Here is a 17,523-nt window from a genome sequence, read left to right as displayed (position 1 = left end):
AACCGGGGCGCGGCCATTGAGTGGAGTGGGGTGGCGGAAAAAACAGACCCGGCTCTACTCGATGCGGCAGCTGGTCAAGGAGCGTCTGGAATAACGGGAAACAGCGCCGGAAAGTGATCCGTTGCACGATGAAGGTAGAAACAAAAGGTCCGCCCTATGGAGGGGGGGCCTATGGAGGGGGAAATAGAGGCGAGATAATTATATACCTTCCTAACAAGCGAAGTCTTTCCCAAGTGTCAGGCGTTCTTGAGTGGGTAGGGTAAAACTTATTCCGTAAAGTTGGCTATGATTACTGACTGCTAGGAAGTTTGTCGACAAGGTATTCAGAAACGTGCGCGATCGTTTCGGTGCAAAACGCAAGAGCGGTGCCCAAGCGATTTTTCGGCACGGTCCAACAAGCCAACGAACATCGGCTGATCAGTGGCAGCGCGTGCTCGAATATTTTAGACAAAAGTCAACAGGCGGATCGCTGCCGTGTCGGAACCGGAGGCGATGACCTCAAAGATCCTCACAAAGCAAAGATCCTTACAATCCAAAGATTCATATGAACCTCTCCATCAGAAAACACCTGCTTCTCCCCATGATCGCCGCCACGGCCTGCCTGGCTACCGCCGATGCCGCGCCCAAACACCATTTGAGCGACTTCAAACCCGGCGAACTTGTTTCCGGCCCGAGCGTCGATTTTACAAAAATGGCCGGCAAGGTGGTGGTCATCGACTACTGGGGTGTCCATTGTCCGCCCTGCCTGGCCTTGATGCCCCACGTGGCAAAACTGCACAAGCGTTACGCGGACGACGGCCTGGTTCTGGTCGCTGCCGAGTCGCAGGGATCTCCTGTTGCGGCGATCAAAAAAGTGGTGAAGAAACACCGCCTGGCCTGCACGGTGACCAAGTTCATCCAGGGCCCGAAGCTGTCCAAGGGAATCCCCTACATGGCGGTTTTTGATGTCGAGGGCAAGATGGTCTATGCCGGCTACCCCGGCAGCGCGGCCGACCGAGTGATCGCAAAGGAACTGAAACGTGCCACTCCGGGGGCTGCCCCTGCCGCTGATGCCCCTGCGACCGATGCCGCAGCAGGTCCACTGGTGAAACACCGCACCTGGACCAATTCCGATGGACGCGCCATGTCGGCGGAGCTGATCTCCCTTTCCGGAAACATGGGAACCTTCCGCAAGATAGGCGGCGCTCCCTTTACCTATGACATTACCCAGCTCTCAGAGGAAGACCAGAAACTCATCCGCGCCGCGGGCACACACTGACCCTCCCACTGAACCAGCCGGAAGCTTCCTAACATCTCCCGATGCTGGTTTGCGGTGTTTTTGGTTTCCTGCGATCGCTGGCAGGCGATGAGCTGGTTGGCAAATACCACCTGTATCACTGCGCTCTACCAAGACGGGAGGGGCACTTTTCCTCCGTCTCTATGCCACGATCGTTCTGCTGACGCATGAATGCATCCAACGCGTCTGAGAGTTTCTTTTTCGTTTCCAACAGCTCTGGTGAGTTGGCCAGGTTATGAAGCTCGTAGGGGTCTTTGGTCAGGTCGTAGAGTTCCTCATAGGGGCGTTTTTTGAACAAGGCCAAACGTGACTTGACCGCAGGGGAGTCTTTGGCTGCGGCAACCAGCGGCAAATAGTATTCACGATGGAACACCCCGCCCTCGGTGTAAGAATTATTGAACTCAGCTTGGTGATTCAGATTTCGAATATACTGGTAGCGCTGGTTGCGCACTGAGCGCACCGGGTAGTTATGCCCGTTAAAGATCCCCTTGGTGGTCTGGATGCCGTAAACATAGTTTCGCAGCTGGTCGTTTTCACCTTTTAAGATGCTTAGAAAACTGCGTCCATCGAAGCCATGCTTGCCATCGGCGTCGGCACAGCCGGTGTCTATCCTGGTGGGGTCGCCGCCCGCTATTTCCACCAGTGTCGGCACGACATCGACGTATTGGGTAAGCGCAGAGGTGGAGCTCCCCGGCTTCACCACTCCTGGCCAGCGCACCAGGAAACCTGTTTTCAATCCTGTGTCGTAACAAAGCCACTTGCCGCCAAAGGGTAGGGTCATACCTTGTTCGGTGGTGAAGATCACGAGGGTGTTCTTGGCGACGCCTGCTTGCTCCAACGACTTGAGAATCTTGCCGACGGTGGTGTCGAGGTGGCTGATTTCTGCATAATAATGACAGAGCTGCTGCCGGACTTCCGGGGTGTCGATCAGGTTTGGAGGGACCACCAGCTTGGCTGGGTCGAAAGCCGTAGCGTCTCCGGTGGTCCATGGTTTATGTGGATCATGGGAGGCTACAATGTGGCAAAACGGCTTGTCGGTTGTTGCCAGGACTTTTGCCAGATTCAGGTTCTTAAATGGAAACGACTGCTGCGGACCAATATGTTTTTTCCCTTCCAGGGAGACACGATACCCGAGCTCTGAAAGATGGTGGACGATGCTTTTCACCCCCTTGTGAACCTGGCTGTGATTGGCGAAGGCGCCATTGCGGATAGGAAAAATCCCAGTGTAGAGTTGTTGCCGCGTCGGCGAGCACATGGCCGTTCCGGTGAACATACCGTCGAAGCGCATTCCTTGATTGGCGAGCTTCTGCAAGTGGGGCGTTTTTACATTGGGCGAGCCGTATGGTTGGCAATCGCTCCATGTCATGTCGTCGGCGATGATGAGCAGGATGTTGGGTTTCTTTGCCGCCGCCGCTGAATAGCTACCCAGAAGAATGAGTCCGCTGATCAACAAATTGAGGGAATTAAAAAAGAACATGTCTCAGCAAGTAACGAAAGTGAACGGTTGTCAAAAGCATAAATTCTCCCCAAACGGTCAATCGCGGAAGCTCTCGTAGGCGCGCAGTGGGGTGGCACCCGGCACCCGGTACTGACGGCGGAGTTTTTGCAAGCCGGCTTCGAGCGCGTCGCGGTCGCTCTGATGGGTGGGGTCCGCGTAGATACTCAGGAGTTCGTCCGGATCTGCGGTGAGGTCATACATTTCCCAGGCTTCGTCGCCGCTCCAGTAAAAGCGTATCAGCTTGTGGGTGGCGGTGCGGATTCCGTAGTGGGGGCGGACGTAGTGGGAGCCGTCATCCTCGTAGTAGTGGTAGTAGATCGAGTCTCGCCAGTCGGGCTGCGGCTTGCCTTTCATCATACGGAGGAAACTGCGGCCTTGCATGTCGCGGGGGATGTGTTCGCCGACGGCATCTAACAAGATTGGTGCAAAATCGATATTCTGCACAAGCTCGTGGTGGACTTTTCCGGCGGGCAACTGGTCGGGCCAGCGGACCAGAAACGGCATACGCAGAGACTCCTCATACATCCAGCGTTTGTCAAAGAGGCCATGGTCGCCGATGTAGAACCCCTGATCGGCGGTGTAGATGACGATGGTGTTGTTTTTCACGGACGCGGGCTGGTTGTCGAGCCAGGCCAGGATGCGGCCGACGTTTTTATCCACCCCCGCGATGCAGCGAAGATAGTCCTTGCTGTAGCGTTGGTACTTCCAGCGGACCTTGTTCTCATCGCTGTTTGCCAGGGCGGCGAGGTTGTTGTTATACCAGGCGTTCTCAGGCCCGTAGATGGCGTCCCATGTGGCTTGCTGGGCGGCGGTCATGCGCGAGCTCTCGGAGAGGCTGAGCTTGAGGTCATTCTCATTGAGGTGACTCTGGACGGTCATGCGATTGCGGTCGATCACGTTCGAGCGGCCGGGCCAGGATGCGGCGGCTTCAAAGAGGGTGGACGGCTCCGGCCATGTGGGGTCAAGGCCGACGTCGTTGCCCGGGCTGCCATCGAAGTCCCGCCAGAGGTCCAGCTCATCTGGGCCGGGTATCCAGTTGCGATGGGGTGCCTTGAAGTGGCAGAACAGGGCGAAGGGTTTGGCGGTGTCGCGGGTGTGGACGGTGCCGTTGAGTGTGACGCTGCCATCCAGCCATGCCAGGGACATATCGGTGGTGTAGTCGGTGCAGTAGGTGCCGACCGCCGTCAGGTGGGTGCCGGAGGGCGTGGCGTAGCTGGGGCGGTAGTAATTCCCCTGGTCGGAGGAGGTGTTGTGCAGGGCGTAGGTGTTGAAGCCCGTGGGGGTGGCCATCGAGCCTCCGTTCTTGAGGTGCCATTTCCCAAAGATGCCGGTGTCATATCCGGCACTGTGAAGTAGTTTGCCAATATGCTGTTGGGCGGGGTCAAAGCCACCCAGGCCGGAGGCGTTGCCAAAGTAGCCATGGCGATGACTGAATTTCCCTGTCAGGATGGCGGCACGTGAGGGGCCGCAGATGGAATTCTCGCAGAAGGTGTTCGCCATGATGACTCCTTCGTCACCGATGCGATCGATGTTAGGCGTCTGGTTTGTGATGTGGTTCCCGTAGGCCGTCATGTGGGGGCGCAGGCCTGAAATGGTGTGTGGCGCGTGATCGTCCGACAGAATAAAGATGATGTTAGGCTTCGCCTGGATCGTGTTTGTTAGAAATGTGGCTGTAACGAGCCACCCAAGGATGAGGTTTTTCATGGCGTGGAAATGATCGGGGTGGGACTGATGATGAGTCGGTAAAAATGGCGGGGGGCGGTGGTGGCCGGGATGCTTGTCCAGTATTCCCTGCCGTCCCCGAGAACGGCATCACCGAGGTCTTCCCAGTCGATTAGATCCCAGCTTCTCTGCACCTGGTAGTAGCGTTGGGGACTGCTGTACCATTCGAGAAACAGATCGGTCGATTCCTCCTCCACCAAGGCGGAGCTTGGCAGGGAGTCTGGACGGAGCGGGTTGGTTCCCGCCTGGTATTCCTTGAAGTTGCTCACGCCGTCACCATCGCTGTCGTCTCCAGGGGCGGCGGTGAGGTCCCCCCAGTATTCAAGCTCCCAGTCATCGGGCAGGGTGTCGTTGTCTGAATCGGCCAACGGCAGGACGCTGCGCCAGGTTTCACCCACGCGGACTTCGTCGGCCTGGTAGGGTGTATTGCCGCGCAGTTGGTAGCCTTGGAAGGAAAAATCGCCGCTTGCCGTGCCGAGCGGCGAGGTCTGGGTGGGGTCGGTTTCCTCCAGGGAAACCTGCGGGTCAAGCCAGACGGTGAGGGTGTCGTTGCCGCTGGTGAAATCGATCCTGCCGACGAGCAAGTGGGTGTTGCCGTCCGGAGCGGTGGATGAAATGTGGGTGGTTGCCGCAGCGGGAGCGGTGAAGCCAAGGTTCGCCTGGCCGGGCAGTTTGCCAACGCGGAGAATCTCACTGCTTTCCCAACTGCTTGAGCCGGGGCTGTTACTGAGGGCGAAACACGCGAGCGAGGCCTCGGTGACACCGGCGGGGATGTTGATGAGCACGCTGAAGTAGATGGAGTCGCCGGAGGCATCAATGGCACCGTTGCTGGTCAGTCCTGCGAACGCGCCCGCCGGTCGGGTGTCGAGTGTGGCGTAGAGCGGCGAGTTGATGGAGCCTGCACCAAAATTCAAGGCCGCGCGACCTGGCTCGGTCTGAAGCGCCTGGGTTCCATCGCTGTAGAGCAGGCCGTTTGCTTCAAAATCAGCGGTAACATCCGATGCTTTCCATGTGGCGGCGATGGAGTGGCCTTCTCCGTGGATGTAGTTGCCTGCCACGGTGGCAGCTGGCGTTGCATCGTCCAAGCCGATCCCCTTGATGAAACTGCGCGCGGATGCAACGCCTGTTAGATCGTCCAGGTTGATGGTCAGGGTAGCGCTGCCGGTGGTCTCGCCGAGCAGGATTCGCTCCAGCGAGGAGCCGCCGGCGCTATCGACGACGGTGCCGCTGCCGGATTGGTAGCTGACGAGGGGGGCGGCACCGAGGGACGCCTTGATCCCCCAGGTCCCCGAGGTTACTTGATAAAGATAGACCTGATAGGTGGCCGCGGGATCGAGCCCGCTGACGGTGGTGGTGAGTGCCGGCGCGTCCTCGCCAAGGTCCACGCGCGAACCCCAGACGTGGTTGGCGAGACGGTCCGCCTCGGTGCCGGAACCTAACAGAGCCTGTCCATTGCCCGTGCTGTAACCCCAGGCACCGTCGTTGTTTCCGATGGGCGGGTTGTCATGCACCGGGTTGTCGGCCAGTCCGGGGGTGGATGCGGAGATACCCGACTGGGTGTCGTCTGGACGCAACACCACCGGTGCTGCGATGGTCGCCGTGATCGCAAACAAGCCGAGGGCTGCTAACAGGTGGCCGGGTTTCATGAAATGGGGTGATTAAAAAATGGCGGAATACGGGAGAGACGAGAATTCACCTCAACACCGCATTCCGCCTGATGGTTGGAATGAAATGGCAGACTACTTGCGGCGGCGCAAGATCAGCGCAAGGCCACCGAGGCCGAGCAGTGCGGCGCTGGATGGCTCGGGGACGACTTCGATGCCTACTCCTTTGACGATGCTGCGGTAATCGGCGTTAGTGCTTAGAAGTTGCGCCACATCGACCGTAGCCGTTGTGGTGCTGTCCACCGTGCCGAGCAGTACTCGATACAATTCGGTGCCGCCATTTGCATTGCCCCCGGCAATTAAATTACTGCTATCGTGAAAGTAGGCAGTGAGGCCTCCTCCATTAAGCCCCAAACGGACACCCCAAGTCGCAGATGACTCATTGGCAGCATAGTAGCCGTAGATGTTGTATGTATCAGCGGTGTTCAATCCGGTGATGGCTACGGCAAGATCGGGAACAGATGGCTCCTCACTCGCATTCTTGCTTTGCGCAATCCAAGCATAGTTTGAGAGTGCGTCGCCTTCAGTAGTTCCTTCGCCAGCGTCACCATAGCCATTCCCGTCTCCGCCGAAACCCCACTTATTATCGTTGGCAGTACCAGCTGCATCGCCGGTGCTAAGTATAGGAGTGGTGGCGGTGGTGAAACCGTCTTTGGTTTCATCAAGTTGCATTACCGTGATCGCGGCGTTGCTGGCCAGTGGTGCTGCGCCGAAAGAAACGGCGAGGGCTGTGGTTAGTAGTGTGTTTTTCATGGTTGTTTTTAGGTTTGGGTTTCTCGGGTTGAGAGGGTTTAGAGATGGATTACTCGCTGTGGATTTCACGGATGCCGACCGCGCTGAAGTAGCTGCGCGAGTCCCTGCGCCTGGACGGGGCGATGCTTACGCGGATGGTGCCGGTGCCATCCGCCTGGGTGACGCCCAGAATACTGCGGTAGTCGGCATATTCGGACGCTTGCTCAGGTGTTTCTATCAGCTCACTGTTTCCGCGGTTGTATTCCTTCAGTGGGGCATCGCCGATGGCGGCACGCACGAGCCCATAGGGGGAATCGCTGTGCATCGGGTGGCGGATGGAGATTTCGTAGGATTGATTCGGCTTGAGACCGGCAATGGTGGTGGTCAGCCGGGGAGCCTTTTCCCCGAGGTCTTGGCGGGCGACCCATACGCGGCGTGCGGCCGCCACTGCCTGAACAGAGTCCCAGTTGACTCCCCACTGGTTGTCCTTGGCGAGATGATCACGTGAAGTAACAAGCCTAGGCAACGTTTCAACACGCAGCCCGTGGCTTCCCTGCGTGGATGGATCCAGGTCGAGAGTTCCGGTGAAGGCGGGGAGATGATGGTAGAACAGGCTGGGGTCCAGTTCGATGGAGTTCACCTTGCCCCCGGCACTTGCCGAATAGGCGGAGCCTGCGGTGACGGTTTGTTTTTCACCGTTTCCATGGATGGTGCTGAACTCGACCTTGCCGGTGAAGACATGCAGGGTGTTGGGTTCATCTTTGGGGGCGGAAATGGCGAACTCGGTGCCGAGGTCGACGACCCGGATGCGCGGGGTGGTGACGGTGAAACCGGTGGCTGCGGGGGGGACGTGGAACCATGCCTTGCCGTGGACAAAACTGAGATGGCCGTCTTCGGTCAATGTGAACTCGGCCGGGGCCTCGACGACGCTTTTCACCCCGGAATCGAGAAGCAGTTCGGCGGTGCCGTTGTTGAGCCGCATGGTGCTGCCGGGGAGCATTTGTCTGTCGCCACCAGTCTCACCCTCAGCGTGAGTGACGGCAAAGGAACTGTCTGCCGAAAACTGACAAACCGCATGAAAAGACTCGGGTGAGCGCAACAGGGCGGTTGCAACCAGGAGGGCGAGAACCACTGCCGCCGCTGCGAGGAGCGATACTTTCACCTGCCGCCTGCGCTGGCGATTGACCACCCCGTCCATCAGCCTGGGCATGGGGTGCGAAATGGACGCACTGTGGGAGTATTTGGCGTGCAACAGACCTTCGAGCTCAATGTAGTCGAGGTAGGCATGCATCGCCTCGGGGTCGGTGCGGAGTCGGTTTTTCAGGTCATCCATCTGATCCGGCGGCAGCGGGCCGTCGAGGATTCCCATCTGGCTCAGGGTTTCATCGTGTTTGTTCATGCCAGTTCCCCTTCCAGGTTGATGCGGCTGTGGATGCACTCCTTCAGTTTCGATCGCAGCCGGTTGAGCGTGACATAGACGGAGGATGGGGATCTCCCCAGTTTGTCGGCATATTGTTCGACGGTGACCTCGGCGCCATAGCGGGCGCTGAGCAGCTCCCTTTGTTTCGGCGACAGTTTTTGCAGACAATGCTCGAGCGCCTGCGCCTTGGCGTCGGGCGCCTGCTCGCCACGGGCCAGGGTGGCGGCGCTGATTTGATCGATCAATTCGTTGTCGAAGAAAACGAGGTGGGAGCTCTTGCTGGACTTCAGGTGATTGAGCACCTTGTAACGGGCAATGGTGAACGCCCAGGCCTTGAAATTAGTGCCCGGCTCGTAGTCAGCCACCTTGTCCCAGATGGTGAGGTTGGTTTCCTGCAAGATGTCGCTCACCTCGTTGGGTGCCCAGGGCATGAGCGAGCGGATGTAGTTCAACATCGCGAGTTGATTCTTGGTCAACTCCTTGATGAGGTCCCGGGTTTCAGGTGCTAATGGATCGATGGGCATGTTCCACCCATCCTATGTAACACCGCCGGGCGATCTTAGCAAAAAAAGTGCATTTTTTTGCCTGTCGTTGTATTCCCCTTGTATTGCGCTGGGAAAGCAACGCGGAGGTTATCCATATTTGAACACCCGTGTTCAGCCATGCGCGGCGCTGAAACAATTCCGGGAACCTCGCTGTATTTTGCGCATGCTCCGCGTCACCCTGCTCAGCCTGCTCCTCTGCCAACCGCTGCCCGCTTTTCCCGGGGTGGAGGATTTTGAAAACAAGGACCTCGCCCACGTCACCACCGAGGGCGGCAAGGTCACGTTCTCCTCCGAGCACCTCCAGGACGGCAAGCAGTCGCTGTGCTGGGATTTCAAATCGGGCGACGCCCTGGTGTTCAACTGCGGCCCGCTCGGGGATGTCAACGTGCGCACCGGCTACGGCGGCTATTCCCGCTCCGCCCTGATCATGCCGCTCTACCTCTCCGAGCTGTCCGGTGGGCATCTGCTCATCGAACTGCGCGCCGGCGAGCAGACCGCCGCCACCATCACTGTGCCCATGGCACACGTCGGCTGGCAGAAACTCGTCTACCATTACACCTGGAAATCCAGGATGCGGTGGACCAACATCAAGCTGCGCGGAAAAATCGACAGCATCCGCATCTCCGCCCACGACCTCAACAAACCCGCCACCGCCTGGTTCGACGCCGTCCACTACAACCACCCGATCGATTTCCGCAGCGCCCGTGAAGCCATCAGCGAACCGTGGAACCCGGTCCAGCCGGACATCTCCCAGCTGCCGCAACCAAGCGCGGAAGACCTCGCGAAGCTCGACAAGCTCGCCAGCCTGATCGTTCCCCAAGCGAATCCGAAAATCTCCCGCGCCCACTGGGAAAAGCGCATCGCCAGCCACGACGAGCACATCGAAAGCTCCGGTTGGAAAAAAGGAAACGCGCTGAGCTGCGACATCAGGCAGTGTTTCGGCCTGCTCAACACCATCGCCAACGACTGGAACACCTGCGCCGACCCCGGGCTGAAACAACAGCTCGCCGCCCGTTTCCACACCGTCAACGACTGGCTGCAGGAGCAGGGGCTCGTCGTCAACGGCGCGCTCGGACGCTACACCAACTACCACGGGCGCACCTACGTCGATGCCGTCACCAAGATGCGCGACGCGCTGGCGGAGCACGGCACGCTGGAATCCTCCATCAACTACATCAAGTGGTCCTACAGCTACGGCAGCATGTTCCGCGGCAAAAAATTCAATCAGTCGATGGACTACTTCCACAACAACGCCGCCCGCATGCTGCGCATCGCCCTCAGCCACGCCGACCCGGTCGAGCGCTGGCACCACGTCAACACCTACCGCGAGGTGCTCGGCAAACAACTGCTCGCCTCGATCAAGCCGGACGGCGCGATCTTCCACCACGGCTTCCACTACTTCGCCTACGGCTCGATGGGTATGAACGATGTCTCCAACCTGCTCGCCCTGTTTTCCGCCGCCGATCTGCCGGTGGCCGAACCCGCCCTCGACATGGTCCGGCTCGCGATCATGCAGATGCGCTGGTATTCCGGCCGCGTCACCCTCTGGTCGCTGAGCGGTCGCGACGCCTCGGGCAAACTGATGGTTCCCGCGGGCGCTTTCCTGAATCTCGCCAAGGCCTACGCACCCTATCGGGGAGGAAAATGGGACCCCGAGCTGACAGCAGCCTACCTCCGCTTCAATCCGGCCGCCGCCAAAAACCCGGCGTTTAAAGACGATCAGCCGGAACCCTCGCCGACCGGTTTCAACACCATGCCCTACGCCAACCTCGCCATGCACCGCCGCGCCGACTGGCTGGCCGGCGTCAAGGGGTTCTCAAAATACGCCTCCTCCGGCGAAAGCTACGGCAACACCAACCGCTACGGCCTCTGGATGTCGATGGGCCAGCTCGAGCTGCTCACCCATCCCGCGCCGCTGGCCACGGTGCTCGGCTCGGGCACACACCCGGACGAAGGCTACAACTGGAGCGCCGTCGAGGGCACCACCACCATCCACACCCCGCTTGAAAACATCGCCAACGGCAACGGCACCCGCCACCCGCGCCAGCCCGTCGCCTTCGTCGGCGGCCTCGGCAACGGCAGCAACGGCATCTTCACCATGCCGCTGGATCTCGACATCCGCTCAATCGTGCCCAAGGGCGCGGAGACCCCGGAGCCGCTGAAGGCACTGAAATCCTGGTTCTTTTTCGGCAACCGCATCGTCTGCCTCGGCTCCAACATCTCCACCGGCAAGGTGCCCTACCCGGTCCGCACCAACCTCTTCCAGAAATTCCTCACCGCCGACTTCACCACCACCGTGGCCAACGGCGAAAAGCTTATTCTAACAACCGATGCGACGTCGCGTGATTTTGCCGACGGCGCAACGCTGGTCGATCCCTACGGCAACGCCTACTTCATCGCCAAAGGCAACGCCGTGCATCTCGAGATCGGCGCGCAACAATCGCGCGACAACAAGGACCAGAAAGACAGCACCGGCAACCACGCCACCGCCTGGATCGAGCACGGCAACAACCCCGCCGACGCCGCCTACCACTACACCGTGCTGGTCCAGCCGGACGCCCAACAGCTCGCCGACTTCGACCCCGGACACGACTTCACCGTTCTTCGCCGCGACCACCAGGCCCACATCGTGCGCGACAACACCAGCAACACCACCGCCTACGTCATCTTTGACAAAGAGGTCGAGCTGCCCGCCGACGCCCCCCTGTGCTCCGTGTCGCGCCCCTGCCTGGTCATGATCGGGGAGCATGCGGACCGACTGGACATCAGCCTGACAGACCCGGACCTGCGCCCGTCCGCCACCGATGCCCATCCGCTCACCCTCACCCTGCGTGGTGAGTTCACCGGCGGCGCGAGCGTCACCGTGCCGGTCAAGCACGGCGAGTCGCAGCAGGCGGTGGTTCGTAAAAAAATCCAAACCGCCCCCGCGCCCCGGAACATGTTTGCCGTGGTGGCCACCGCCGCCGCACTGCTCGTCGCCGCCTTTTTCCTATTCAGAAAACGCAGCTAACACTGCAGAGAAAACGGCTCACTCGGCTGCGGGATAATCCCCGCCCTCCAGGCTGCGGATCACGGATGCCTGCCAGTCGAGAACGGCGGTTTTCATTTTTTTGAAAACGGCAGGTTCCTTGGTTGCGAGATTGAGTTTTTCCATCGGGTCCTGCTCCAGATTGTAGAGTTCGAAGCGCGTGCCCTTGCGCTTGTCGCCGATGGCGTGGATTTTATACGGCCAGTCGAGCAGCGCGGCATGCCCGGGTTGTGAACCATTGGCGTAAGGTTTGCGTTTCGGATACTCGTTGACGTTCTTCAGCAGTCGTTCAGGGAACGGTGTCGGTTTCCCCGCCTTCTGTGCAAGCATCAGTGCCCGGATGATACGGTCGCTGTAGGTCCCCTCCCCGGCGGTGTAGTCGTGCCAGAAACCGATGGGCTGCTCGCGACGTGTTTTTTTGCCCGTTAGAAACGAGCTGAGGTCAATACCGTCGAGCGGGATGGTGCTGGTGTTTTTCACCCCGGCCAGGGCGAGCAACGTGGGGTAAATGTCCGAGGTGGAGGCGGGGGTGGACACCGACTTGTGGGCGAGTTTTTCTGGCCACTCAAGCAATGCGGGGACACGCAGACCACCTTCGTAGACGTCCCCCTTTTTGCCGCGACCCCCGGAGGACTCGGGTAACAGGCCGCCGTTGTCCGAGCAGTACCAGACGATGGTATTGTCACTGATGCGCATCTTCCGAAGTGCCGACCTGAGACGGCCGACCTGCTCGTCCAGCAGCGCGATTTCCTGGAAATAGCCTTTGGCCTTTTTGTCCTGATAGAGATTCGGCTGCGCGGATTTCTCAAGGTGTGGTGAGTGCGGTGCGGGAAACCAGATGACAGCGAACAGCGGTTGTTGAGCCGCCTTGTGTTTATCGAGAAACCCGATCGCCGCGTCCATGGTCAACACGGTGCCCTGGCCCTTGAGCTGTTGATATTGACCGTTATGGCTGAGGTATGGGTTGCGGTCGAAGTAGTTCAGCCCGGTGAGCCACTCGTCGAACCCTTGTCCGCCCGGGCTGGCGGGACTGTCTTTCTGCACAGAGCCAATGTGCCACTTGCCAAAATGCGCCGTACGGTAGCCCGCCTTGTACAGCTCCTCCGCCAGCGTGTTTTCGGCGGGCCGCATGTAGTGTCCGTGGTGCAGCACGTTGGTGCGCATCGGCGTGCGCCCGGTCAGCACACTGGCACGGGTGGGTGAGCAAACGGGGGCGCCGGCGTAGAAACGGTTGAACACGACCGAATCCCTGGCCATCGCGTCGAGGTGTGGTGTTTTCAGAAACGGATGGCCGGTGTAGCCGGTATCACCGTAGCCCTGGTCGTCCGCCATGACGAGAATGATGTTAGGGCGCTTCGCCTGGAGCTCTCCGACCAGGGTGACCAGGGCGAGGGCGCCGGTGAGCCATTTTTTAAGCCCGCCGGTAGCGGACATGTTTCGCAGGGATGTTAGCGGAGCTTGCATGAATGAGATACGTTGGGGAAGGAGGTCCATTGCATTGAGAATGATGAAAGACTACGCGCTGACAAGGTGATGGGTCGAGTCGCAATGGGGGTAAAGCACCGTCTGTTCGGCGCCGCTGAATGTGAATTCAACTTTGGACCCCTAGGGAAATACTAATAAGATACAAGATGCCTTACTGAACCAGGCATTCAGAATTTTTTTGACAACCCTTCGCAGATTGACTAGACACGCATCCATGGATTGATATCCTTTGCTGCTATTTCTCCCTAACCATCCGCTAATTAAACTTATGAAAATACCGACAACGCATTTCCTTGCCGCTTGTTTTTCCACATTGGGCATTCTTGGAAGCCAGTCTGCGTCCGCAGCTACTGTTGCTTGGAGTGGCCCCACCTCCATTGGTGATGGCACCACCACACTCGTGATCGATTCCGGCCACACCCTGTTCGCCACCAACAAGGCGGGGAATATTGCAGACCAAACGGTCAACGGGATTTTCTTCGAGAATGACTCGCAAATCACACTCTGGGGGAGTAATTTCAACGCTGCCGGGGGAGATCTCCCAAACGCGGGAAGATACTCCGCAGGTGCGACCACTGCAATCAATGACCTGCTCAGCAGTAACAACTACAAATTCAACGCCGCTGGCACCGACATTATCAATATCGATCTCAGTGGGCTGACAATCGGTCTTGAATACATTGCCAAGTTCTACTTTACCGATGGTGCCCGCACTCCCGACCGTGATTATTTCCTGACATCAGGGGGCGTCGAATCGACACATTTCAATGCGGAGGATTCTGTCTTGATGACCGCCACCTTCACAGCCGATGCCACAACCCAGGAATTCGACCTGGGAGGTAATGATTACCCCCGGCTCGCCGCCATACTGGTAACGGAAGCCGTCCCTGAGCCGTCTGCGGCACTTCTCGGGGGACTGGGCCTCATCACTATGCTCCTACAACGCAGAAGGGCGTAAGAAAAGGACTCAAAAGGGTCAAATTGGACCCTGCGACACTTTAAAAAGCCGCTGCCATTCGTTTGGCAGCGGCTTTGTTTTGTGGCTGAGTTTTTGTTGGCCCATCCCGTAAGCAGGCGATGGGGACGACGGGCGTTATCGCCTGCGACGCATGAATAATGCAAGACCAGCCAAGCCGAGAAGAGCGGCGCTCGACGGCTCTGGAACCTGTACGATCTGGATGCCTGATATTGCATTGCGTTCCAGGGTGCCGGAGCCGAGGTCGACGGCCGCCATATCGATGTTCAAGGTGGAGGCGGTCAATCCCGCGAACAGCACGTAGTTTCCAGACCCTGTGGCTGAAGTTGTCTGCTGGTTCCACGTGACCGCGGCAGTGGGATTCGTATTATCCTCGACCGCTGTGAACGGGCCAAATGCGCTGCTACCTGTTTCGGAAAGGATCACGTCCTCAAAACTACGGTCATGACTGATGTAAATGTAGAGATCGTAAGTGGCATAGGTGATCCCGGTGATATCGACCTTGGATGTTGCTCCATTGCCGGCTGTGTTGTTGTCCGAGATGAAACCATTGAGCAGAGTGCCGTCGGGACCGGATGTTGCCGCGGTTTGCACACTCCAAGCCTCGTCGGCCGTCCATGAAAGACTGACTCCACTGGCCCCCCCGGTGTCGTTGTTCAATGAGGCTATCGTGCCGCTGCCGCCTGGGGCGTTGTTCCAGTTGGCCTGGGCGATGACACCTGCGGAGTCGCCCGGTGCCAATGCTGAATTGGCACGGTTCGAGCCGAAATTAATTCCAATCGACGCGCCATGAACTGCAATGGCACTGGCACCGAGTGCACATAGGGTGAGGTAATTCCTGGTCATGAGTGTATTGTCTGGGTTGGTGGTTTAGACATGAAAACTTTTGCAGATGCTGCAAAGGAATCATCAAGATCATCGTTGATTACATATCGGATACGGAACTCGGGGTCAATGGTGAATTTTGCATGGTGAATTTTGCGATGGATTTCATCGGTGCCCATAGGAAACCACAGGAGGCAAGACACCGGTAATCGGTAATCGGTAATCGGTAATCGGTAATCAGTAATCGGTATTCGGTTTGAAGCGGGTGATGCTTGATGGCTTGCGGGGGAAAAACCGCTCGGTCACGCGCATCAAGAGGAATGCAAGCAGGCTGGAAACAGGTAGCGCTGCCAAGCCTGATTGAACATAAGGACGGTAGCCCTGTGGATACTTCGGTATCAGGGGGGCTTCGATGATGACCACATTATCGGTTGCCATGATCTCTTCTCGATCCAGCTGTTCACCATATTTCTTTTTCATCTTCTGGTGAATGGCTTTGGCTCTCTGGTATTCCTTCTGGGCAACGGTAAATTCCTCCACCTCCCTTAAACGGTGGGGTGAGGCATCCGCTCCCCCATCCCAAATGGCTCCGTGTTTTTCCGCCACGTCTTGCATCCGTTTCCAAGAGTCGGATCCACATCCACGATGGGTTTCACCTCGATGACAGCCCGTGCCTCATACTTGAACTCCATCCAGCCCAGCTTCTCAAAAAGAAATACTGCCGGAAAAGCGCAGAGGATCACACCCAGCAGCCAGAGCCACCACCAGCGGAGGAACCGAGAGACGGTTTTCATGGAATGAGGGGGGGCAAGGTGGGACAAGTTTGTAACTTGCCGACAGGATTTGTTTTTAGGGCGACCTTGTTAGGATGGCGTCCCGGGTTGCCGACAAGGTGCAAACTTGTCCTACTTTCTTGGATATCGCCCTAGCCTTTGCGGGGGATGATCAGCTCTACGACGTACATCAGGAGGATACCCAGGCCGATGGAAAACGGCAACGAGCAGACGGTGCCGAGGGTGACAAAAAACTCGCGGCCACGGGTGACCGGGGTTCCAGCTTGCTCGGGCATCTCATGAACGATAATATTGTTAGGTGGGAGACACGTTTTCGTTTTCTCAATATCGTATTTCACTTCCATCTGGTCTTTGATGTTGAGAGCTGTTTGGTATTCCATGCGGGCGACATTGAATTCCTGCATCATCCTCGCTTTCTCAGTTCCCTGGTCCTGTTGGCCACTCACGGCGTTTTTCAACGATTGTAGACGAGTGTCAACCATCGCGACCCGTGCCTTCAGTGCTTCGATTTCCTTTCCTACAGCCAACTTCAAAACATTCTCAGCCTCGAGCAAACGTTGTGTGTACTGTTTTATCTTCGGATGCTCCTTTGCCAGTCCAGCGCTCTTGAGGGCATCCAGCTCACTCTCCCTGAGTAAATACCGCTCGTGGATACGGCTGATATAATCATTCCCATCCTTGAGACTTTCCGCTGATGCCAACACGCTGTCTTTATCGGCTACGGATAGCCGTTTCAATTGGAAGACAAGCTCCTCTTTCTCGCGTTCTGCCTGGTAGAGTTTTTTTTCAGACACCTCCCTGGCATCCGCTCCGGGAATACTGAATCCTTCCGCCGTTTCCGTCCAAATCACACCCACTTTCCCGGCAATTTCCATCAGGCGTTTTCTGAGTTCAGCAACCCGGTCGTTTTTCTTCTGCAGCTCGATTTTGATGGCATTGAGCTGTTCCTTGCGGGTCGACATTTCCAACTCGTAACGGCGCTCTTTAAAAGCATCGACGACAGCCGTTGCAGCATCACATGCTAGTTGGGCATTTTCATCACGGTAGGAAATCTCCATTAAATCCGTACCGCGGCGTTGGCCCGTCCGGATCGATTTCTGCATACGTTGGATTGCCTCATTTTTCTCTCCCCCGAGACGGTGGAGCAGATCGTTTTTTGCAAGCGCCAGTTCTAGTGTGGCAGCCGCAGAAATAATTTCGAACTGCGTGTTCATAAACTGCCTATTCATGGAGGCTCCAACCGTGCCTGTGCCAACCACCAAAGGATCGATATCAATAATCGGTTTCACCTCGATCAACGCGGTCGATTCATAAAGCGGGCCATCCATCTCCATCCACGTCGGGATCATGGCGACCGTGAAAGTGATTGCGGCGACAAACAACGTGCCTAACCACCACCAGCGGGCAAAGACCTTGGAAAAACGGAAACGGCCATCACCGGGAGCCGGCTGAGTCTTTGCTACTGGCGGAAACTCGGGAGGCAGCGAGGACTCGGGCGATGGACTCATACATTCACAGACACAAAAAGCGGAGGATCGTTCAATCCCCCGCTTTGTTT

At 57.8% G+C, this 17,523-nt stretch carries 13 protein-coding genes and 1 pseudogene; 3 read left to right on the top strand and 11 right to left on the bottom strand.

The genetic code is table 11. From position 1 onward, the window contains the following. Nucleotides 1-544 precede the first annotated feature (544 nt). Nucleotides 545-1,258, top strand: a complete 714-nt coding sequence (locus H7A51_19615; protein ID MCP5538428.1) for a TlpA family protein disulfide reductase — start codon at nt 545-547, stop codon at nt 1,256-1,258. Nucleotides 1,259-1,373: 115 nt separating this feature from the next. On the opposite strand, the gene H7A51_19610 is transcribed toward H7A51_19615, so the two are convergent. The 6 genes and pseudogenes from H7A51_19610 to H7A51_19585 form a co-directional block, all read right to left on the bottom strand. Next, nucleotides 1,374-2,753 carry a sulfatase gene (locus H7A51_19610; GenBank protein ID MCP5538427.1) on the bottom strand — a complete coding sequence of 460 codons (1,380 nt, stop codon included), beginning with the start codon at nt 2,751-2,753 and terminating at the stop codon, nt 1,374-1,376. 57 nt (nt 2,754-2,810) lie between these two features. After that, a complete protein-coding gene (locus tag H7A51_19605) occupies nt 2,811-4,478 on the bottom strand; it encodes a sulfatase (protein MCP5538426.1) in 1,668 nt (555 codons plus the stop codon). After that, nucleotides 4,475-6,142 carry a hypothetical protein gene (locus H7A51_19600; protein ID MCP5538425.1) on the bottom strand — a complete coding sequence of 556 codons (1,668 nt, stop codon included), beginning with the start codon at nt 6,140-6,142 and terminating at the stop codon, nt 4,475-4,477. Before H7A51_19600 ends, H7A51_19605 begins: the two co-directional genes overlap by 4 nt. 93 nt (nt 6,143-6,235) lie before the next feature. Beyond that, nucleotides 6,236-6,307, bottom strand: a pseudogene (locus H7A51_19595) (PEP-CTERM sorting domain-containing protein). A gap of 655 nt (nt 6,308-6,962) precedes the next feature. Continuing rightward, nucleotides 6,963-8,291, bottom strand: coding sequence for a FecR domain-containing protein (locus tag H7A51_19590; GenBank protein ID MCP5538424.1), 1,329 nt, complete (start codon nt 8,289-8,291; stop codon nt 6,963-6,965). Next, nucleotides 8,288-8,836: a sigma-70 family RNA polymerase sigma factor gene (locus H7A51_19585; protein MCP5538423.1), complete on the bottom strand. Its 549-nt coding sequence runs from the start codon at nt 8,834-8,836 to the stop codon at nt 8,288-8,290. Before H7A51_19585 ends, H7A51_19590 begins: the two co-directional genes overlap by 4 nt. 184 nt (nt 8,837-9,020) lie before the next feature. Between H7A51_19585 and H7A51_19580 the strand changes: the two genes are divergently transcribed. Next, on the top strand, nt 9,021-11,867 hold the full coding sequence (locus tag H7A51_19580) for a hypothetical protein (GenBank protein ID MCP5538422.1): 2,847 nt from the start codon (nt 9,021-9,023) through the stop codon (nt 11,865-11,867). An 18-nt stretch (nt 11,868-11,885) separates the two neighbouring features. Here the strand turns inward: H7A51_19580 and H7A51_19575 are convergent, their stop codons facing one another. Beyond that, entirely contained in the window at nt 11,886-13,319 is a 1,434-nt protein-coding gene (locus H7A51_19575; GenBank protein ID MCP5538421.1) for a sulfatase-like hydrolase/transferase, read from the bottom strand. A 319-nt stretch (nt 13,320-13,638) separates the two neighbouring features. Here H7A51_19575 and H7A51_19570 point away from each other — a divergent pair, with 319 nt between their 5' ends. Next, on the top strand, nt 13,639-14,328 hold the full coding sequence (locus H7A51_19570) for a PEP-CTERM sorting domain-containing protein (protein ID MCP5538420.1): 690 nt from the start codon (nt 13,639-13,641) through the stop codon (nt 14,326-14,328). A 135-nt stretch (nt 14,329-14,463) separates the two neighbouring features. On the opposite strand, the gene H7A51_19565 is transcribed toward H7A51_19570, so the two are convergent. The 4 genes from H7A51_19565 to H7A51_19550 form a co-directional block, all read right to left on the bottom strand. Continuing rightward, the gene (locus tag H7A51_19565; GenBank protein MCP5538419.1) at nt 14,464-15,192 is read right to left on the bottom strand and encodes a PEP-CTERM sorting domain-containing protein; all 729 of its coding nucleotides are present in this window, start codon (nt 15,190-15,192) and stop codon (nt 14,464-14,466) included. A gap of 216 nt (nt 15,193-15,408) precedes the next feature. Next, nucleotides 15,409-15,651, bottom strand: coding sequence for a hypothetical protein (locus tag H7A51_19560; protein ID MCP5538418.1), 243 nt, complete (start codon nt 15,649-15,651; stop codon nt 15,409-15,411). 65 nt (nt 15,652-15,716) lie between these two features. Then, nucleotides 15,717-15,965 carry a hypothetical protein gene (locus H7A51_19555; protein ID MCP5538417.1) on the bottom strand — a complete coding sequence of 83 codons (249 nt, stop codon included), beginning with the start codon at nt 15,963-15,965 and terminating at the stop codon, nt 15,717-15,719. Between the two features lie 131 nt (nt 15,966-16,096). Next, complete coding sequence (locus tag H7A51_19550) at nt 16,097-17,473, bottom strand: hypothetical protein (protein ID MCP5538416.1); 1,377 nt, start codon at nt 17,471-17,473, stop codon at nt 16,097-16,099. Nucleotides 17,474-17,523: the final 50 nt, after the last annotated feature.

The organism is Akkermansiaceae bacterium, from assembly GCA_024233115.1.
Classification (GTDB): domain Bacteria; phylum Verrucomicrobiota; class Verrucomicrobiia; order Verrucomicrobiales; family Akkermansiaceae; genus Oceaniferula.
The sequence above is the reverse complement of the archived record's forward strand: the minus strand, read 5'-3'. Positions and strand labels throughout refer to the sequence as shown.